The organism is Stenotrophomonas sp. IS26 (assembly GCF_054188265.1).
Window position 1 is genome coordinate 442,641 of record NZ_JBSZJV010000001.1, and the last position, 19,798, is coordinate 462,438.

Genomic DNA, 19,798 nt, shown 5'->3' on the forward strand with positions numbered 1-19,798 from the left:
GCTCCTACCAGCGCAGGCGACGCTTCGCCAACGCACGGCCCAACCGCTCGTACACCGCACGCGCCTCCGCTTCCGGCAGGTAGTGCAGCACCAGCGGCGTGCCCATGCCTGCGCCGGCGGTATCCAGCCACACGCTGGCCGTGCCCAGCCGGCGGTCCAGCGGCGAGCGGGTCAGGCGCAGCGCCTGCAGCTTGTCCAGCTCGGCAAAGCGCCACCAGCGCTGCCACCAGCCGCCACGCACCGCGATGTAGTCGTCATCCAGGTGATAGCCGATGCGGGCCATCTGCCGGTGCGCGCGGAACGCCGACCACGGCAGCCATAGCAGCACCAGCGCCCCCCACGGCCCGCCGTACCAGACCGCCGCCGCCGTCAGCAGCGGAACGAGCCACAGCGCGCCCAGGCACAGCCGCCACCAGCCCCGCATCTGCACCGGCTGCCAGCGCGCCGGCGGCCACTGCAGGTGCGGCAGCAGATGCTGGACCAGCCCATCGCAGACGGCCGGCGTCGCCAGCGGCGCCAGCTCACGCAGGTCGCGGCGCTCGCCTTCGCCGGGGTTGCCGGCAGCAATATCGATACGCAGTTGCCGGCGCTGGAACCAGCGCTGCAGCGCGCTCTCGCGCAGCGTCCACGCCTGGATCCGGCGCCGCGCCACGCTGGTGCGCATGCGGGTCAGAAGCCCACTGGCCACGGTCAGCCGGCGCTCGTGCTCGCTGAGCCGGAAGCCGTAGTAACGCAGCAGCGCGAGCACCACCGACAATACCCGCAGCATGACCCAGAAGCCCGCCACGGCGAGCGCCGCGGCAATCGCCCACAGCCACATCCCGGGGTGCAGGTGGCTGGCATAACCAAAGGCCTGGCGGCCGCCGGCTTCGATGACATCGGAGACGCTGCCACGCGGGAACAACTGCACCATCGCGCCCAGCACTGCCACCACCACCACCCAGCCGCGGTTGGAGAGCAGGCCGATACGGACCACCTCGCCCGGGCTCAGGGCGAGCAGCACATCCTCGGTTGGTTCGGCCGCAGCGGCGTCGCCCTCGGCCGTGGCCGGCACTGCCTGGCCACGCTGGCGTACCAGACGCTCCAGTGCGAGCGCCTGGTCGAGTTTGAGCACCCGCATTTCCGCTTCGGGGCGATGGCCACCGGCCGATTCCAGCTTCAGTTCGGCTACGCCGAACAGGCGGTGCAGCGGGTTCTGGTGGACCACCACGTTGTGGATGCGGGCGAAGGGAATCTCGCGGCGATTACGCGCGAAAACACCACTGCGCACCGTGATCGCGCTCGTGCCGATCCGGTAGCGATAGGTGAGGTACTGCAGCACCGAATACGCGACCAGCACGACCACGGCGATCACCGGGCCGAGTGACAGCCACAGCTCATCGCGGTCGCCGCGCTGGCCGAACACCACCAGCGCGATCAGCGGTACCAGGCCCTGGCGCAACTGCATCAGCAGCACGAACAGCCACGACCAGGGATGCAGCCGCTGCTCCGGCGCGGCATCAAGCGGCGGCGGGATACTCACAGCGCGTCGTCGTCCTGGTCCAGCTGGTGCGCCAGGGTGTCGCGCAGGCGCTCGGCATCGGCGCTGTCCAGCCCACTGAGCGTGACCGCACTGAAGCGGCTGCCGGCGGTATGCACGACCAGCGTGCTCAACCCGGCGCTGCGTTCGATCGGCCCGCGGCGCAGATCCAGGTGCTGCACGCGCGAGGTGGGGACACGGGTTTCGTTCTGCCAGAGCAGGTCGCGGCGCAAGCCCAGGCCTTGGGCATCCAGCCGCCAATAGGTGCGGCGCTGGCGGCGGAACGCGAGAGCCGCACCGATCAGCGCGCCGAGCGCGACCATGCCGGCCGCGCCCCACCAGCGGCCCGGCAGATCAAAGACCACCCAGAGCGTGCCGAACACGCCGCCGATCATCAGTGCGCCAGCGACCGCACCACCGAACGCGGCCAGCGAGGCCGAACGCAGCGGCATCGCCTGCCAGTCGGGGGCAGGCGGCAACGGCGGCAGGGGCGGCGGCACGGGAGTGTCGAGAAGATCGGACAAGGCAGGGCGCTCGGCTGGGGAACGGGCCGGGCGCATGCGTACAGGTGCAACCGCCCGTGGCGCAGACGGTAGCAGGTTGCCGTGGGCTATTGCGCGGCCTGGATCAGTGCGTCGACATCGAGCAGATGGCCGGCGCGTTCGGCCTTGGTGCGCAGGTACTGTTCGTTCTCCGCGGTGATGTCGCCGGTGACCGGTATGCAGTCCACCACGTCGATGCCGGCATTGCGCAGGCGCTGGGCCTTGGTCGGGTTGTTGCTGAGCAGCTGCACGCGGCTCACGCCCAGGCCCTGCAGCATCGCCACGGCACTGCCGTAGCGGCGCTCATCGGCACCGAAGCCGAGCTGGGCATCGGCGTCGATCGTGTCCAGGCCATCGTGCTGGTAACCGTAGGCGCGCATCTTCGCGGCGATGCCGGTGCCGCGGCCTTCCTGGTCCAGGTACAGCAGCACGCCGCCGCCGAGCTCTTTGAGCTTGCGCAGGCCGCGCCGCAGCTGGTCGCCGCAGTCGCACTTGAGTGAACCGAACAGATCGCCGGTCAGGCAGGAGGAATGCACGCGAACCGGCACCACGGCGGACAGATCCGGGGTGCCCACGATGATCGCGACCTGGTCACGCTGGGCCACGCCACCGCGGAACACCGCGAATTCGGTCATGCCGACCTCGCGCAGCGGCACCGGCGAGCGGGCCACCAGCTCATACGCATGCGCGGCCTGTTCGGCGCCCTGGCTGAGATCGCACAGCGAGACCTGCGCGCAGTCGTCGAAGCGGCGGTCATCGGCGGTCAACAGCACGCCGACCATCGCCGGCAACAGCAGGCCGAGGCGGGCGATTTCCACCGCGCCGTCGTCCAGCGCTTCGCCACCGGTCCAGCCCGGGGGCATCGCACCGGGGTCGCGCAGGTAGCTGAGCGAGGGCAGGGCATCGAAATCGATGCCGGCCAGCGGCACGCGCGCGCCACGGTCGGCACTCACCCCGAGCACGCGGGCGCGGGTGGCGGTGAGGAACAGGTAGTGCCGGTCTTCCGCGGCCGCGGCAAAGGCGCTGAAGCTGGTGCGGGTGCTGCTGTCCAGCGCGATGAAGGCCAGGCGCTGGCCGTAGCCATCGTCGATCACCACCGGGCGGCCGGCACGCAGTTCGGCCACCGCGCGCTCGCAGCGGATCGCGGCCGGATCGCCGAACAGGGAAGAAGCAGGGGACATGTCAGGGGCCGTGGGGGACATCGTGGTTTCACAGTGGGGACGGATCGCGGCGATTCAATCGCACCAAGGGCGCGACGCTGCGTCGCAGTCAGTGCGGATGGTCCTCGGTGGCATAGGGGTCGTCCTCGCCGCTCTGCGGTGGGCGCAGCGTATAGCGCTTGTAGGTCCACTGATACTGCGCCGGATCGCGCCGGGCGATGCGTTCGATGCCGGCATTGAGGGCGGTGGCCGCGGTGCGCGGGTCCGGATCGGCCACGGCCGGCGGGGTGGCCTCGATGTGCAGGGCGAACGCCATGCCCGGGCCGATCCGCTCGCACCAGCCGTACAGCACGGTCGCGCCGGTGCGCTCGGCCAGTCGGTTGACCAGGGTCATGGTCAGCGCCTCCACCCCGAAGAATGGCGCGAACACCCCGTCGCCGGCCTTGGGCTGCTGGTCGGGCAGGATGCCGGTGGCACCGCCGTCCTTGAGCACCTTGAACAACTGGCGCACGGCCGGGCCTTCGGCGCGGACCTGCTGGACGTTGTCGCCGCCGCGGACCAGCTGCAGGAAGGCATCGCCCACTGCTTCATCCGGGGCCTTGTAGACGATCGCGATCGGCCCGCGCGAGGCCAGCCACTGGTTGAGCAGCTCCCAGTTGCCGTAATGCGGGGCCGCCACGATCACGCCCTTGCCGGCGGCCAGGGCTGCGTCGTACAGCGCCTCGCCGTGGCGCTCGGTCAACCGCGCAAGATTGCGATCGCGTGGCTGGGTCCACAGGCGCAGGGTCTCGATGGCCTGCAGCGCGGTCGAGCGCAGCACCTCGCGGTGGAGCACGGTGCGCTCGGCCTCGTCCATTCCGGGGTAGGCCAGTTCGAGGTTGCGGCGGGTGACGCGGCTCTCACGGGCATTGAGACGGATCCACAGCCAGGCCAGGCCGCTGGCGAAGGCACGCAGCCAGGACCAGGGCAGGCGGGTGAACAGGGCAGCGGCGCGGTAGGCCAGGCGGGCGGTGGTGTGCGTTTTCATCACCGCAAAGTCTAGCCGCTGGCGACCAGCCTGTCGGCGCGCGGGCACGTTAAGGTAGTCCGCCTTCAGCTAGCGGAGCCTTGTCCATGCTTGTTCTGATCCAGCGCGTCAGCGAAGCCAGCGTCCGTGTCGATGAGGCCGTTGTCGGTCAGATCGGCCCCGGCCTGCTGGCCCTGGTGGGCATGGAGCCAGGTGATACCGAGGCCCAGATCGCCCGGATGGCCGATCGCCTGCTTGGTTATCGTGTCTTTGCCGATGAGACCGGAAAAATGAACCGGTCGCTGCGTGATACCGGCGGCGGAGTGCTGCTGGTCAGCCAATTCACCCTGGCGGCCGACACATCCAGCGGGATGCGGCCGGGCTTCAGTACCGCCGCGCCGCCGGCGGAGGCTGAACGCGGATTCAACCGACTGGTCGAGATCTGCAGGCAAAAACACGCCCCGGGGGTGGAAACCGGCCAGTTTGGTGCCCATATGGTTGTCAGCCTGGTCAACGATGGTCCCGTGACCTTCCTGCTCAGACCCTAGCCCCGGGACCACCGCCCGGGAACGCGGGGCGCCGGGCTGGTATAATGCTAGGTTCTATTCCCTCTCCCAGCCGGTGGCGCGAGCACTACATGGCCAACGAACGTCCTGCCCAGCAAAACGACATCAAGCTTCTGATCAGCAAGGGCCTGGAACAGGGCTACCTGACCTACGCCGAAGTCAATGACCATCTGCCCGACGACATCGTCGACCCGGAGCAGATCGAAGATATCATCGGCATGATCAACGGCATGGGCATTGATGTCCATGAAGTTGCGCCCGATGCAGAAACCCTGTTGCTCAACGATGGCAACACCGGCAACCGCGAAGTCGATGACACCGCGGCCGAAGAAGCTGCCGCCGCGCTGAGCGCGCTCGACACCGAAGGTGGCCGCACCACCGACCCGGTGCGCATGTACATGCGCGAAATGGGTACCGTCGAGCTGCTGACCCGCGAAGGCGAAATCGCCATCGCCAAGCGCATCGAAGAAGGTCTGGGCCAGGTCCAGGCCGCACTCGGTACCTTCCCGGTATCGGTGGAATCGCTGCTGGCCGACTACGACGCGCACAAGGAAGGCAAGAAGCGCCTGGCCGAAGTGATCGTCGGCTTCAACGACCTGGTCGAAGAAGTCCCGGCCCCGGCCGTGGCCGAAGACACCAGCGACGACGCTGACGATGACGCCGATGAAGAAGATGACGGCGACGACGTCGAGGAAGAGGCCGGCCCGACCGGTCCGGATCCGGAAGAAGTCGCACGCCGCATGCAGGCCCTGAGCGATGCGTACACCGCGTTCAAGAAGGCCGCTGCCAAGGGCGACCGCAAGCCGCTGGTCAAGCTGCGCGACGACATGGCTGCCGTGTTCGTGACCCTGAAGCTGCCGTTGCCGCTGACCGATGTGCTGGTCAAGCAGCTGCGCGACGTCATGGCCTCGATCAAGTCCCACGAACGCCGCGTGCTGAACCTGGCGACCGTGACCGCGCGCATGCCGCGCAAGGACTTCATCCGCTCGTGGGAAGGCAACCAGACCAACCTGGAGTGGGTGGAAGACGCACTGAAGCGCAAGCAGAAGTGGTCCTCGGCCCTGCGTGACGTGAAGGATCAGATCATCGCCGAACAGCAGGCGACGATCGACATCGAGAAAACCACCTGGCTGGAACTGGACGAGCTGAAGGAAATCAGCCGCGCCATGGCCTACGGTGAAGCGCGTGCACGCAAGGCCAAGAAGGAAATGGTCGAAGCGAACCTGCGCCTGGTCATCTCGATCGCCAAGAAGTACACCAACCGTGGCCTGCAGTTCCTCGATCTGATCCAGGAAGGCAACATCGGCCTGATGAAGGCCGTGGACAAGTTCGAATACCGCCGTGGTTACAAGTTCTCCACGTATGCGACCTGGTGGATCCGCCAGGCCATCACCCGTTCGATCGCCGATCAGGCGCGCACCATCCGTATTCCGGTGCACATGATCGAAACGATCAACAAGTTGAACCGCATTTCCCGCCAGATGCTCCAGCAGTACGGCCGCGAGGCTACGCCGGAGGAGCTGGCCAAGGAAATGGACATGCCGGAAGACAAGATCCGCAAGGTGATGAAGATCGCCAAGGAGCCGATCTCGATGGAAACCCCGATCGGCGACGACGAGGATTCCCATCTGGGCGACTTCATCGAGGACACCAACGTGGAGTCCCCGATCGAGAACACCACCAACATCAACTTGTCTGAAACCGTGCGCGACGTGCTGGCCGGCCTCACCCCGAGGGAAGCCAAGGTGCTGCGCATGCGCTTCGGCATCGACATGAACACTGACCACACCCTCGAGGAAGTGGGCAAGCAGTTCGACGTCACCCGCGAGCGTATCCGCCAGATCGAAGCGAAGGCGCTGCGCAAGCTGCGTCATCCGAGCCGGTCCGAGCAGCTGCGCAGCTTCCTGGATATCGATTGATCGATACCGGCGCATCGCGTTGAAACCCGACAGACCCCGCGCAAGCGGGGTTTGTTTTTTGGGGCGGGTGGCGGCGCGTGGTGTACTCGAACTGGGCGGCGGCACAGCGAATGGATCGGCTGTTCGACGGGGTTGGGATCGCTAGGCTGATTTGGTGATTTCGTTGCGTGTTTCGTAACTTAATTGCGGATTTTTTCTCGGTGTTCTCCGGGGTGATGTTATTTAAATCAATGGCTTATAATTTTAATAGGGTTGCGATTCGCCGAAGATTGGCGTATAGATTCGTAACTTAACTCGTCCCGAAACTCAGGCCATGGCCCGTCCCCGTACCGTCCAGCTCCAGACGCTGTTCGACAACCTGCCTGCTGGCGAGGTCGTCTCAGCTGCCGATCTCGTCGATCGCCTGGGGGTTACCCGGACAACGTTGAGTCGTCTGGTCGCCGAGGCCGGGGACCGCCTGGTGCGACTTGGCCGCACCCGCGCCACGGCCTATGCCGTCCGCCAGCAGACCGCCGCGGGCAGCGAGTGGCCGCTGTTCCGGCTGGGGCCGGACGCCACCCTTGAAGAACTGGGCACGGTCGTGGCACTCACGGGCGAGACCTTCCACGTGGCGACCACCGCCGCACGCCCCAATCTGACCCGTTCGCCAGACGAGACCGTCGATGGCCACTTCCCGGGGCTGCCGTGGTACCTGGACGACCTGCGGCCACAGGGTTTTCTCGGGCGTACGTTCGCGCATCGTCGCGGGCGTGACCTGGGCGTCCCCGACGACCTCAATCGCTGGCAATTGGGTGACACCCTACAGGCGCTGGTGCGTGCAGGCGGCACCGAGATCGGTGATCTCCTGCTGGGCGGCGATGCCGTGCAGATGGCGTTGCGCGCGCTCGACGCGCCTGGCGATCACGTCCTGGCCGGGCAGCGCGCGCGTCGTTATCCCGAGCGCGCCGCAGCGGCACTTGAAGGCGAAGACGTCGGATCGTCGCCCGGTGGCGAGCAACCGAAGTTCACTGCCACGGTGGAGCATGAGGGAGGGCGCTATGCGGCGCTGGTGAAGTTCGCGCAGCCCACCGCAGGCGAGGCCGCAGAACGCTGGGCGGACCTGTTGGTCTGCGAGCACCTCGCCCTGCAGTGCCTGCGCGACGCCGGCGTGCCGGCAGCGGTGTCCGAGATACTCCAGACCGACACGCATACGTTCCTGGAGGTGCAGCGCTTCGACCGCACCGTCGACGTGCTGGGCCGGCGCGGCTTCGTCTCGCTGCTGACGCTGTCCTCGGCCTTCGTCGGTGACGTGACCGTGGACTGGGGGACCGCCGCCGACGCGCTGCTGACGCAGGGCTGGGTCGATCGCGACACGCAGGCCGCGATGGGAAGGCTGCACGCGTTCGGCCGGCTGATCGGCAACAGCGACATGCATCAGGGCAATCTGGGTTTCCACCTGGTCGACCGCGGCCCGCTGCCGTTGGCGCCCGCGTATGACATGTTGCCGATGTCACTGGCACCCTCGCGCACAGGGGTGCTGCGTGCGGCTACGCCGCTCGCCTCCATCGCGCCGGAGCGCAGCGGCCAGCTCGCGCATCTGCACTGGGCAGCGCCGCTGGCGGAGGACTACTGGCAGCGCGTGGCGGGTTCGGCGCTGCTGCGCTCGGGCGTGCTGCGTGAGCTGGCGGCGGAGAATGCGCGTCGGGTGCAGGCGATGGGGCGGCGTTTCGGCTGATGTGACACCCTGCAGTGGAAAGCGCCTGCGGGCCTCCACTACACTGTGCGGCCGCAAGGGCCTATAGCTCAACGGTTAGAGCAGAGGACTCATAATCCTTTGGTTCCAGGTTCGAATCCTGGTGGGCCCACCATCGAATCAGGCACTTGGCATCAACCGCACTGCCGATTCGCAGGTGCGACAGCGTCTTCCATAGTCACGGCGACGCACTTCTTTTGTTGAGAAGGTGATTTGCGAGTTCCTTGCCGCGGCGCAATTGGGCGCCGTCCAGACCAGCTGCGGCATTGTTCAAGAACGAGGCGCCATAGCGACTTGAACCTGTGCGGAAGTATGCTTCCGCGTATGCATAGGCCATGACCGGGTCTTTCGAGGCCAATGTGCCGTTCTTGTAGATGTCGCTCAAACGCACATATGCGTTCGATTCGCCGGCCGCTCCCGCGGACTCGAGGAATCTAACGGTGTTCTGCTTGTAGTCACGGATCAGATCCGGATCCAGCGAGTTATGTTCGTCTTCAAAAATCCTCGAAGCGTATAGCGCGTAATCGAGCTGGGCGCGGATGTTTCCATGCTCGGCGGCATGGGTGATCGCGGTGAACACCTCTTCACGACTCAGCGGCTCAAGCCAAAGATCCTTGCAGAGCTCGTCGGTCGTACTCCTGACGTGACCCGTGGTGGCGGAGGCCTCGCGATCAATCTGACAACGCAGATTTGTTTCAACCAGTTCGTATGTCGTCGTGGCACTGGCATCGGCAGGATGCTCGCCGCCTGCCTTCGCCGAAGGCCTGGTCCTTTGGTTCATCAGACCTGGCGTTCTCGATGCTTCCTGATCTGATCGCGCAGCCGGGTCAGAGGCTTTAGATACTTCGTCAGCAGTGTTTGGCAAGGGCGTGGAATTTTGCCGGATAAGCGATAGTCCAGTGGTTCCTGACAACGCGACAACCATGACAGACGCCACTACAACTACCTTGCGTTTCATCGTGTATCCGGTCCCCTGAAAACCCAGCGTCGGCTGAGCTTAGATTTATAAGGCATCTGCTGCTCTCAGCATGCTGCGGCCAGGATCAGCTGCCAACACCCATGAGCCCGTGGGCAGTGCGTCATTGAAGGTTTCACCGGAAACTTCTGTCGCGACGTCCTGCACTGGGCATGAAATCGCATGGAATAGGAATATACAAAAATAGAAGCACGGCACATTTCGTTTTTGTTAAGTGTGTGTCAACTATCGTTCCGCCCCGGTTTGCGGCGCCAGTAATGGCTTCACCGATTCCGCGATTTAGTTTTTCGCATCGCTTCATGTGCGCTTGCCGGTAGTGCGGCGCAGTTTTCCATCGGCCACGTGTCGATGGCTTTCAGAGAGGTTGATTCATGAAGTTTCTCATTATCCCGGCAGCCCTTGCCGCGACATTACTTGTGTCCGGATGCACAACCAGCAGCTGGATCCAGGCGGCCGGTGGCGTGATGCAGGCAAAGGATGACTATGACAAGCAGGCGCGCAACCAGCGCATCCGCGACGCCAACGCGGCGGCAGCGCGTGCGCGCCGGCAGTGAGCGCCGCCCCCATGACCAAGGCGATCCTGCTGGCGTGTGGTGTCTGCGCGGGTCTGTCCGCATGCATGCCCAGCGTTCTTCAATATGACCGCGGCAATCCGGTCGTGATCAGTTCGCTGCAGCAGGGGGCGACCCGCGAGTCAGTCCTGAGCGCCGCGGGACGGCCGCTGGATGCAATGGTGGTGCCCGGCATCAACGGCGTCTGCTACAACTATCTCCTGCGCAACCGCGGCAACACCTCGCCCTACTATGTGGTCTTCAACGCGCAGGGGCGCGTCGTCAACGCAGGCTATATCGCCTGCGAGAAGGCTCTCGCCGCGGGGTACCTGGATTCCAGTGAGCCAATCAAGCCGCGCTACTGATTGAACGACAACGCGATGCGCACGCGCGTCATCGCAACAGCGATGGCGCCTGGTCGATACGCCACGCGCCATTCAACGCGAGCACCACCGCGAACTTTCCGCACAGCAACACGTCGGCCTCGTTGTTCTCGCGCAGGTAGCGATCCGCCCCCGGCAGCATGAGTACCTCCACCTCGCCGATGAAGTCATGCCGCTCGTGATGCCGGGCGCGCACCATCACGCGATACGGCCCGCGAAGTGTGCGCACTACCCGCCGGCTGCCTGCGGCCCGTGTCGCCTTGATCAGATCGATCACGTTCCCGCGCGGCATGCGCCAAACGATGCGCTCGGGTTGGCCGAACCACTCCAGCGCTTTCGCCTCGCGGGTGTGCAGTGCGCGCGTGGGTGGCATGCGACCTAATGCCAGTGCTGTGCGGCGGCTGCGCAACGCACTCCACAGCATGCTGCCCACGATGAACAGCGCGGCGGCCATCAGGTACACGAACACCAGCCCGAACCACGGTGAGCTGTTGGGGATACCGAACAGCATGGCAAAGAAGATGAGCAGCATCACCCCCGTGATCCACTCGACCGTGTTGTTTCTTGTCGCCATGCCGGATCCCTTGAGTCACCCCGCAACACCCGGGGAGCCGGCCATTCTGACCCGGCAGGGGGCGCTCGTCAGCGGTTGGGTGACTTCTTTCGCAGGCTGAGGACGACGATGGCGATCACCGCTGCGATGGCGACCGGGATGAGCATCAAGCCGCCGATGATGATCCAGTGGTAGATACTGAAACTGCCCATGCGTAAGACCTTCCGTTGGTTGCTTCAATCCTACTATCTTTGTCCGTAGGCGGCATCGGGAACTGGGTGCTGGCGCCCATAAGCCGGAAAGGACGCTCGCACAACGCCTTTGGACCCCTATGCCATCCGGCACGTGGCCGGCGCCGCATCTGCCTGCTAGAAAGGCTGTCACGGACTTCCCCGGGGGTGATGCATGAAGCAACGCGTGTTGTCGGCCTGCGTGATGGCCCTGATCCCGTTCTGCGCCCAGGCGCAGATCGATCTGGCAAACCTGGACAAGGGCATGGTCGGCCCACGCACCGACGTCCTCGTGCTGGGCAGCGTCCACCTCAGCGAGCACGAGGCCTTCGATCCCAAAGCACTGGATCCGCTGCTGGACAGGCTCGCAGCCTTCAAGCCCGGCTACATCACCATCGAAGCCATTAGCGGCGAGCAGTGTGACCTGGCCAAGCGCCATGCGGCGGTCTACGGCGATGACTACTGCGCCAGCACGGAGACCGCGAAGACCGCTACGGGGCTGGATGTGCCTGCCGCGATCGTGCAGGTCAACAAGACGTTCGCAACCTGGCCGGCGTCGCCCACGCCTGCGCAGCGTCGCCAACTGGCCGCCCTGTTCCTTGCCGCTGGCGAACGGGCGTCTGCGTACGTGCAGTGGCTGCAGCTGCCCGTGGCCGAGCGACGCGCGGGCGATGGCCTGGATGGCACCCTGGTCGAGCTGCTCAAGCAGATTCAAGCGCGCAAGAACGAGAGCTACCAGATCGCCGCGGTCCTGGCCGCGCGGCTCGGCCTGCAGCGCGTGTACGCGGTCGACGACCATACCGGTGACAATCATCAGATCGCGGACCGCAAGGCGTTCAGCGCGGCGCTCCAGCAGGCGTGGAGTGGGTATGGCCCCACGTTCGATGCCATGACGGAACGCGAAGCGGCCTTCATCGCGTCCAACGATCTGCTCTCGCTGTATCGCAGCGTCAATGAGCCCGCGGCGCTGCAGGTGCTCGCCGAGTCCAACGTGCGCCCGACGCTGGCCGCCGTGTCACCGCAGCACTACCCTCAGATCTGGGTGCAGGGCTGGGAGATCCGCAATCTGCGCATGGTCGCCAACATTCTCGAGGTCGTGCGCGACCACCCGGGCTCCCGCGTGCTCTCCATCGTCGGCGCTTCGCACAAGCCGTGGTTCGATGGTTGGCTGCGGCAGGTCTCGGGGGTGGATATCGTGGATGCACAGGACGTTCTCAAGGAGTAGGAGGGCACCGCCCGCGGCCCCCTCCACGCTGCCTCAGAACCGATAGCCGATTTGCGCACCGACGATGCGCGGGCGGTCGATGGGACCGTAGTAGTTGCCGTCACGGCCGAACGCCAGGTTGTCGAAGATCAACCCGTTGATGCGCCGCTTGTTGGTCAGGTTGTCGACGTACACGCGGGTGCTCCACGGCCCGGTTTCATAGCCGAGCTGCACGCCGAGGATGGCCACAGCCGGTTGATAGGCGCGGTTGCGCTCATCCAGTGCCATGCGCCCGTTGAACGAGGATTCCACGCGCGCGAACAGCCCGGAGCGATGCTGGTAGCGTGCGGCAAGGTAGGCCGTGTACTGCGGGGTGAGTTTGACGTCGTTGCCGGCCAGGCTTTCATTGGCGCCGACGAACAGCTTGCGGTACTCGGCGTCCACGTAGCCCGCGTTGGCGGTCAGCGTCAGGCCCGGCAGGACCTCCAGCGCGCCTTCCAGCTCCACACCGCGCGAGCGGATGGACGCATCCGAGCCGACATAGTCCGAGGAGATCGGACGGCCGTTGGCATCGGTCGCCAACTGGATCTCCTGCCAGTTGTCCGAGGTGATGTGGAACACCGCGCCACCGATATGCCCGCGCCCGTTGAGCACGTTCATCTTGAAGCCGAGCTCATGGCTCCACATCATTTCCGATTCGTAGCGCAGCACTTTGTCGTTGACGACGTCACTCTGCGCGGCCGCCAGATTGAAGCCGCCCGGAATGTAGCCCTTGGCGGATGCGGCGTAGAACGAGAGCGTGTCGCTGGCGTCGTAGCGCAGTGAGACGCGCGGGAGCGTGGCGGTGAACGTATGTGCGAGTTCGGCATCGCGATAGAACACCAGCCCGCCCGGGCCAAGGTCGAGCGTGCCTTCACGCTGGCGGGTGGAACGCTTGGCCTGCTCATGGCGCAGACCGAGGCTGGCGGTCAGTTTCGGCAGCGAGGGTGGGGTGTAGCTGGCGGTGCCGAACACGCTGTAGTCCTGGCCATCCGAGCCCTGCAGCGGTGCGAGGTCATAGCTGCCTAGGCCGCGCAACGGCGGGCCGACCAGCGTGCCCAGGATGGAGTCCTTGTGGTGCCGGTAGGTGGAGATGCCGGCGATGTAGGTCAGCGCTTGATCGCTGGGGGAGCTGAAACGCAGTTCGCCGTTCCAGCTGTGCTGCTTGTCGTAGATGCGGCCGGCCAGCGCGGGCGTCGCAGTCATGTCGAAATCGTAGCCGGCGGAGGTGTCTTCCTCCTGGCGATATGACAATGCCGCATCCAGGGTGCCGCGGGACAACTGCCATTGCGCGCTGGTCCCGGCGACGGTTTCGTTCTTTGTGGTGCGCTTGGGCGCATCGTTGATGTAGGTGAAGTCACCGGTACGACGGCCGCCGTTGTAGAGATCGCCGTAGGTACGGTTGTAAAGGCCGACATCCAGCGGCAGGTACTCGTACTCGAACATCCCGGGTGCACGCGTGCCCAGGTGGTAGGCGATCGCGTTGATGGCCAGCGTATCGGTCGGCTCCCAGCGCAGTTTGCCCTGCAGATAGGTCTCCTTGACCTTGCCGTTGACACCGTTGAAGGGCGTGAGGTTCTTGAGGTGGCTGTCTTCATCCGAGGCCATGAACGCCACCGAGCCGAACAACCGGTCGCTGTTGCCCAGCGCGCCGCCGAGGAAACCATCCACGCTGCTGCCGTGGCCGTTGCCGAACGAGGTGACGCCGACATTGACCTCGCCCTCGGTGGTTGCCGACGGTGCACGCGTGCGCACCAGTACCAGGCCGGATTCGCTGTTGGCGCCGTAGAGCGTGCCCTGCGGCCCGCGCAGGATCTCCACCGACTCCACATGGTTCAACACCGCGTTGCTCAGCTCGCGGAACGGAATGCCATCGATATAGACCGAGGCCCGGTTGACCAGAAACGGGTTGGACTCGATGCCGCGGATGGAGATGAACATATCGCTGAGCTGACCCATCACGTTGAACTTCACGTTGGGGGCCAGCTTATCCAGGTCGCGGAACTCGGTGACGTGCGCTTCTTTGAGTGCTTCGCGGTTGAGCACGGTGACCGACATGTCGCTCTTGAGGTACGGGGTATCGCGTTTGCTGCCGGTCACCATGATGCCGTCCAGCTCGGTGGCCTTGGCGGCCGGGGTGGATTGGGCCTCGGCGGGCGCACTGGGCAGCAACTGAAGCGCGGCGAGCACGGCGCCGGCAAGTACAGCGTGTTTCACGAGGAGCCTCTGGGGTGGTGGCGCGCACCACGGTGATGGGGAGGAATCGCGAATGTTATTGTGTAACAATTAGGTGCCGCTGCTCCATTTCCGGAGCGGCCGCTCCAGAACGGGACACCCGATGACCTGCGCCTTTTCCTCACCAACGACTGCCGTGGCTGCACGCGTGGCGTCCGAAAGTGGCGGTCCGCTGGACGCGTGCGTGGGCAATGCCGACGGCTCGGTGCTGATGCTCCGCCATACGTTCGCCGCGGCGCAGGGCGCGATGGGTGAGGGCAGTGCGTTGCGCATCGGGCTGCTCACTGCCGGCGGCGGCACCCTGTATCAGCGCACGGCGCTCGGACGCATCGCGCAGCCTTGGCGCGCAGGCGCGTTCAATGTGGTGTTGCCGGACTGCCCAGGCGAATTCCGCAGCCCAGCGCTGGCGCTGCTGGGCCTGGCCATCGACGCACGGCATCTGCAGGGGCACGACGTGCGCGCGGAGCAGCTGCATCGCGCAGCATCGGCGCTGCATGGGGACCCGGTGATCGCCTCGGTGATGGGGGCGTTGTGGCACTGCGCCGAAGCACATGCCGGTTCTGCCGCGTTCTTTGAGCACGGTGTCGACCTGGTGCTGAAGCGGTTGGCCGGGCTGCCGGTTGCGGCGCCCGCGACGCGACGCGCGCTTTCACCGACGCACCTCAAGCGCGTGCAGGAACTGATCGATGCCCATCTCGGCGACGATCTGGGCGTTGCCCGCATGGCGCAGGAAGTCGGGCAGGAGGCCAGCGGATTCAGCCGCGGCTTCCGGATCGCAACCGGCATGACGCCTTACGCGTACCTCACGTGGCGCCGGATGGAGGCGGCCAAGCCGATGCTGCTGGCCGGCCGCAGCGTCACCGAGGTCGCCTTGGCGATGGGCTATGCCAACCCCGGCAAGTTCGCCGCGGCGTTCCGGCGGGTGACCGGGCAGGCACCGTCGCGCTGGGCAGGCAACGCGCGAGGTGAACTGGCGGCCCGTGTTTGAGACCATCGGAGGACTGCGCTATCCTGCGCGCCGCTTCCGCTGCCCCGGCAGGACCCCTGTGATGACGCCACCCTGATACCGCGTTGACGACGCGCCGGCCTCTGCGCTGGCTCAGGGAGTGCTTTGTCTTCATCACACAACGCGCCGTGCGCATCGCCGGTGCGTGGAGTCTGTCCATGTCTGTGTCCTATCCGCTGCGCCAGCAATGGCTCGGCAATATCCGCGGTGATCTGCTGTCCGGCGCCGTGGTCGCCCTCGCGCTGATTCCCGAGGCGATCGCCTTTTCCATCATTGCCGGGGTCGACCCCAAGGTCGGCCTGTACGCCTCGTTCTGCATCGCGGTGGTCACCGCCATCGCCGGTGGCCGGCCGGGCATGATCTCCGCCGCCACCGGCGCGATGGCGCTGGTGATGGTCGATCTGGTCCGCGACCACGGCCTGCAGTATCTGCTGGCCGCCACCATCCTGGCCGGGCTGCTGCAGATCGTCGCCGGCGCGCTCAAGCTTGGCGCCCTGATGCGCTTCGTCTCGCGCTCGGTGATCACCGGCTTCGTCAACGCGTTGGCCATCCTGATTTTCCTGGCGCAGTTGCCCGAGCTGATCGGGATGCCATGGACGGTGTACGCCGTGTGCGCGGCCGGCCTGGCGATCATCTATCTGCTGCCGCTGCTGACCCGGGCGGTGCCCTCACCGCTGGTGGCGATCGTGGTGCTGACCGCGCTGTCGATCTGGCTGGGCCTGGACATCCGCACCGTCGGCGACATGGGTGCGCTGCCGGACAGCCTGCCGACCTTCCTGCTCCCCGATGTGCCGTTCACCTGGGAGACCCTGCGCATCCTGCTGCCGGTCTCGGCCACGCTGGCGGTAGTCGGTTTGCTGGAGTCGATGATGACCGCGCAGATTGTGGAAGACATGACCGATACGCCCAGCCAGCGCAACCGTGAGTGCGCTGGCCAGGGCCTGGCCAACATCACCGCTGGGCTGTTCGGCGGCATGGGCGGCTGCGCGATGATCGGGCAGTCGGTGATCAATGTGTCCTCCGGCGGACGTGGCCGGTTGTCCTGCCTGGTCGCGGGCGTGCTGTTGCTGCTGCTGGTGGTCTACGGCGCGGATTGGGTCCGGCAGATTCCGATGGCCGCGCTGGTCGCGGTGATGATCATGGTCAGCATCGGCACCTTCCACTGGCGCTCGTTCGCCGAGTTCCGGCTGCATCCGAAAAGCTCCTCGGTGGTGATGCTGGGCACGGTGGTCGTCACCGTGGCCACGCACGATCTGGCCAAGGGGGTGCTGACCGGCGTGCTGCTGTCGGCGCTGTTCTTCGCCCGCAAGGTGGGACGGATGCTGGACATCGCCGAGGCCGACACGGCCGACGGCACCCGTGTCTACACGGTCAGCGGGCAGGTGTTCTTCGCCTCGGCCGGGCAGTTCGCGGCGGCCTTCGACCTGCTGCAGGTGCCTGAGCGCGTGACCATCGATCTGAGCAGCGCGCACTTCTGGGACCTCAGCGCCGTGGGCGCGCTGGAACGGGTGACCGGCAAACTGCGCGCACGCGGGGCGCAGGTGGAGGTGATCGGACTCAACGCGGCCAGCCAGACGCTGGTGGAGCGGCTGGGACGTGGCGAGCGCGGCGCGGGCGTTCACTGAACACGGTCAGGAAGCCGCGCTAAACATCGCGCCCATGACGCCGTTATCCAGCTGAGTCCCTTCTCTGGGCCGGTGCCGTCACGGTGCGGGCAGGCGGCATCTCCACAGAGCAGGGCGGTGGCACCGTGGCGTACGACGCGGTGACCCCCAGCACAGGACCAGCCCTCCCGGGAGTGGCGGCGGGCTGCCTGTGCTGATCCGACGTTGCATCGATCCCTGCTGGCCGCGCCGTGATTGCACCGCGTGCGTGCCGGCCCGCAATGGACTGCGTGTTTCCGTGGCGGCGCGTGACTGCGTCCGCCGGTATGCCCTTTTTCCGGAACCGCCCCCATGCCCGTGTCCCGCCCCACTGCTTCCAAGCGCCCTGGCAGCATCGCCAACCGACTGATGCTGGGTACGGCGTTGATCGCCATGCTCTGCTTCGGTGTCACCGCTGCCATCAGCTATCGCGAAGCCAGCGCGTCGCTGGTGGATGCCTCCCGCCACACCATGCAGAGCGAGGCCCAGGCCGAAGCCCTGCGGGTAAGCGGTGATCTCTGCAGTGCTTTCGCCACCAGCCAGGCGCTCGCGCAGAACCTGCTGGTGCAGCGCGCTGCGGGAACGCTGTCGCGGGCGACGGTGTCTGCGGTGATCCACCAGCAGGTGCAGGTGCACCCGGAATGGGTGGGCTTCGGCACGTTGTGGGAACCCGACGCCTTCGATGGCAAGGATGCCGAGTTCGTTGGCGCCGAGGCACACGATGATACCGGCCGGTTCATGAGCTACTGGGCCTGGCACGACGGCGCGCCGATGCAGGATGCGCTGACCGGCTATGACGTGCCCGGCGATGGCGACTGGTATCTCAAGCCGAAGGCGCTCAAACGGCAGACCGTCGCCGAGCCCTACACCTACGAGATCGGCGGTCAGAAGGTGCTGATGACCACGCTGTCCACCCCGGTGATCGACCAAGGGACGTTTGTTGGTGCGGTGACGGTGGACTTCGCGCTGGCCGCATTGCAGAAGCACCTGGCCGCGCTGCGGCCCATGGAGGAAGGCCATGTGGAACTGATCTCGCCCGGCGGGATCGTGCTGGCCGCGAAGGACGCCAGCGAGATCGGCAAGCGCCGCGAGGATGCGCTGACCACGCAGGTACTGGCGGCGGTCAAGGCAGACAAGACCTTTGATGCCTTCGAACCGGATGCGGCAGGCAACGTGAAGACCTACGTGCCGCTGCGCATCGGCGGCAGCGAAGAGCATTTCGCGCTGGGTGTGATCGTGCCGCATGCGCTGATCACTGCGCAGGCACGTGCGCTGCTGTGGATCATCCTGGCCGTTGGTCTGGGTGCGGCACTGGTGCTCAGTGGCAGCGTGTACGTGTTGCTGCGCCGACAGGCGATCCGCCCGCTGGCCGATGCGGTCCGGCTCTCGGCCGACGTCGCCGAGGGACGTCTGGATACGCCGCTGCCGCCCGCGCGCAATGATGAGGTCGGCCGGCTGCTTGAATCGATGCAGCGCATGCGCAGCCAGCTGCGCGCAGTGATGGCCGCGCAGGGTGAAATGGCCCAGCGACACGAGGCGGGTGAGCTGAGCTACCGCATGGACGCGCAGACCTTCCCGGGCGAGTACGGCAAGATGGTGGAAGACACCAACCAGCTGGTGGGCGCCAACATCGCGGTCACGCGTCGCCTGGTCGAAGTGATGCAGCGCTACGCGGTCGGTGACCTGAGCCCGGACATGGACCGCCTGCCCGGCGAGCAGGCCGCCTTTACTGCTGCAATGGATACCACCAAGGCCAACCTGCGCGCCATCAATACCCAGATCGGGGATCTGGCCGGGGCGGCGGCGGTGGGGGATTTCAGCCAGCGTGGCGATGTGGTGCGCTTTGACCACGACTTCCGCGCGATGGTCGAAAACCTCAACACCATGATGCAGGTCAGCGATGACAACCTGCAGCAGATTTCCGCGCTGCTGCGTGCCATTGCCGCGGGTGATCTCACGGCGCGCATGCGCGGTGAGTTCCATGGCGTGTTCGCGCGGATGCGTGACGATGCCGATACCACGGTAGCGCAGTTGACCGACATCGTCGGCCGCATCCAGCAGGCCACCGGCAGCATCAACCTCGCCGCCGGCGAGATTGCCGCAGGCAACAGCGACCTGTCGCGCCGCACCGAGCAGCAGGCTGCCAGCCTGGAAGAGACCGCCGCATCGATGGAAGAACTCACCTCCACGGTTCGCCAGAATGCAGACCACGCGGTGCAGGCCAACCAGCTCGCCGCCGGCGCTGCCGAGGTGGCTTCGAAGGGAGGTGAGGTGGTCGGCAAGGTGGTGACCACCATGGCCGGGATCGAGGCGTCCTCCAAGCGTATCGCCGAGATCATCTCGGTGATCGACGGCATCGCATTCCAGACCAACATCCTGGCCTTGAACGCTGCGGTGGAAGCGGCGCGCGCGGGCGAGCAGGGGCGCGGTTTCGCGGTGGTGGCCACCGAAGTGCGCGCACTGGCGCAGCGCTCCGCCGGGGCGGCCAAGGAGATCAAGACCTTGATCGACGACTCGGTCACCCAGGTCAGCGC

17 protein-coding genes and 1 tRNA gene are annotated in these 19,798 nt (G+C 66.0%); 10 read left to right on the forward strand and 8 right to left on the reverse strand.

Translation table 11 applies throughout. The features are described from left to right. Positions 1-4: 4 nt before the first annotated feature. From ACW6W5_RS01835 to ACW6W5_RS01850, 4 genes are all read right to left on the reverse strand, one after another. Positions 5-1,522 carry a PH domain-containing protein gene (locus ACW6W5_RS01835; RefSeq protein WP_152151053.1) on the reverse strand — a complete coding sequence of 506 codons (1,518 nt, stop codon included), beginning with the start codon at positions 1,520-1,522 and terminating at the stop codon, positions 5-7. Beyond that, on the reverse strand, positions 1,519-2,079 hold the full coding sequence (locus ACW6W5_RS01840) for a PH domain-containing protein (protein WP_428999419.1): 561 nt from the start codon (positions 2,077-2,079) through the stop codon (positions 1,519-1,521). Before ACW6W5_RS01840 ends, ACW6W5_RS01835 begins: the two co-directional genes overlap by 4 nt. A gap of 50 nt (positions 2,080-2,129) precedes the next feature. Then, positions 2,130-3,263, reverse strand: a complete 1,134-nt coding sequence (ribA, locus tag ACW6W5_RS01845) for a GTP cyclohydrolase II RibA (RefSeq protein ID WP_193222735.1) — start codon at positions 3,261-3,263, stop codon at positions 2,130-2,132. Positions 3,264-3,330: 67 nt separating this feature from the next. Further along, the gene (locus ACW6W5_RS01850) at positions 3,331-4,248 is read right to left on the reverse strand and encodes a lauroyl acyltransferase (protein ID WP_152151057.1); all 918 of its coding nucleotides are present in this window, start codon (positions 4,246-4,248) and stop codon (positions 3,331-3,333) included. 86 nt (positions 4,249-4,334) lie between these two features. Between ACW6W5_RS01850 and dtd the strand changes: the two genes are divergently transcribed. The 4 genes from dtd (at position 4,335) to ACW6W5_RS01870 (ending at position 8,559) form a co-directional block, all read left to right on the forward strand. Further along, entirely contained in the window at positions 4,335-4,775 is a 441-nt protein-coding gene (gene dtd, locus ACW6W5_RS01855) for a D-aminoacyl-tRNA deacylase (protein WP_121040254.1), read from the forward strand. A gap of 89 nt (positions 4,776-4,864) precedes the next feature. Further along, positions 4,865-6,712 carry an RNA polymerase sigma factor RpoD gene (gene rpoD / locus ACW6W5_RS01860; RefSeq protein ID WP_152151059.1) on the forward strand — a complete coding sequence of 616 codons (1,848 nt, stop codon included), beginning with the start codon at positions 4,865-4,867 and terminating at the stop codon, positions 6,710-6,712. A 313-nt stretch (positions 6,713-7,025) separates the two neighbouring features. Further along, positions 7,026-8,426, forward strand: a complete 1,401-nt coding sequence (gene yjjJ, locus ACW6W5_RS01865) for a type II toxin-antitoxin system HipA family toxin YjjJ (RefSeq protein WP_152151061.1) — start codon at positions 7,026-7,028, stop codon at positions 8,424-8,426. A 57-nt stretch (positions 8,427-8,483) separates the two neighbouring features. Next, a tRNA-Ile gene (locus ACW6W5_RS01870) sits at positions 8,484-8,559 on the forward strand. A gap of 63 nt (positions 8,560-8,622) precedes the next feature. Here the strand turns inward: ACW6W5_RS01870 and ACW6W5_RS01875 are convergent. Further along, positions 8,623-9,402 carry a hypothetical protein gene (locus ACW6W5_RS01875; protein WP_152151063.1) on the reverse strand — a complete coding sequence of 260 codons (780 nt, stop codon included), beginning with the start codon at positions 9,400-9,402 and terminating at the stop codon, positions 8,623-8,625. Positions 9,403-9,791: 389 nt separating this feature from the next. Between ACW6W5_RS01875 and ACW6W5_RS01880 the strand changes: the two genes are divergently transcribed. After that, positions 9,792-9,974 carry a hypothetical protein gene (locus ACW6W5_RS01880; protein WP_121040147.1) on the forward strand — a complete coding sequence of 61 codons (183 nt, stop codon included), beginning with the start codon at positions 9,792-9,794 and terminating at the stop codon, positions 9,972-9,974. A gap of 11 nt (positions 9,975-9,985) precedes the next feature. Beyond that, on the forward strand, positions 9,986-10,336 hold the full coding sequence (locus ACW6W5_RS01885; RefSeq protein ID WP_070471870.1) for an outer membrane protein assembly factor BamE: 351 nt from the start codon (positions 9,986-9,988) through the stop codon (positions 10,334-10,336). Positions 10,337-10,364: 28 nt separating this feature from the next. Here the strand turns inward: ACW6W5_RS01885 and ACW6W5_RS01890 are convergent, their stop codons facing one another. Together ACW6W5_RS01890 and ACW6W5_RS01895 are read right to left on the reverse strand one after the other, a co-directional pair. Beyond that, positions 10,365-10,889, reverse strand: coding sequence for an IgaA/UmoB family intracellular growth attenuator (locus ACW6W5_RS01890; protein WP_152151065.1), 525 nt, complete (start codon positions 10,887-10,889; stop codon positions 10,365-10,367). Between the two features lie 107 nt (positions 10,890-10,996). Next, a complete protein-coding gene (locus ACW6W5_RS01895; RefSeq protein WP_259462124.1) occupies positions 10,997-11,119 on the reverse strand; it encodes a Sec-independent protein translocase family protein in 123 nt (40 codons plus the stop codon). A gap of 193 nt (positions 11,120-11,312) precedes the next feature. Here ACW6W5_RS01895 and ACW6W5_RS01900 point away from each other — a divergent pair, with 193 nt between their 5' ends. Beyond that, positions 11,313-12,362, forward strand: a complete 1,050-nt coding sequence (locus tag ACW6W5_RS01900) for a DUF5694 domain-containing protein (protein ID WP_226956569.1) — start codon at positions 11,313-11,315, stop codon at positions 12,360-12,362. A gap of 33 nt (positions 12,363-12,395) precedes the next feature. On the opposite strand, the gene ACW6W5_RS01905 is transcribed toward ACW6W5_RS01900, so the two are convergent. Then, positions 12,396-14,597 carry a TonB-dependent receptor gene (locus ACW6W5_RS01905; protein WP_152151067.1) on the reverse strand — a complete coding sequence of 734 codons (2,202 nt, stop codon included), beginning with the start codon at positions 14,595-14,597 and terminating at the stop codon, positions 12,396-12,398. A 73-nt stretch (positions 14,598-14,670) separates the two neighbouring features. Here ACW6W5_RS01905 and ACW6W5_RS01910 point away from each other — a divergent pair, with 73 nt between their 5' ends. The 3 genes from ACW6W5_RS01910 to ACW6W5_RS01920 form a co-directional block, all read left to right on the forward strand. Next, positions 14,671-15,603, forward strand: a complete 933-nt coding sequence (locus tag ACW6W5_RS01910; protein ID WP_152151069.1) for a helix-turn-helix domain-containing protein — start codon at positions 14,671-14,673, stop codon at positions 15,601-15,603. A gap of 176 nt (positions 15,604-15,779) precedes the next feature. Continuing rightward, positions 15,780-17,246 (forward strand): SulP family inorganic anion transporter, encoded by a 1,467-nt coding sequence (locus tag ACW6W5_RS01915; RefSeq protein ID WP_152151071.1) that lies wholly within the window; start codon positions 15,780-15,782, stop codon positions 17,244-17,246. A gap of 330 nt (positions 17,247-17,576) precedes the next feature. Beyond that, positions 17,577-19,798 (forward strand): methyl-accepting chemotaxis protein (locus ACW6W5_RS01920; protein ID WP_458233614.1); only part of this gene is annotated, 2,222 nt, incomplete at its 3' end.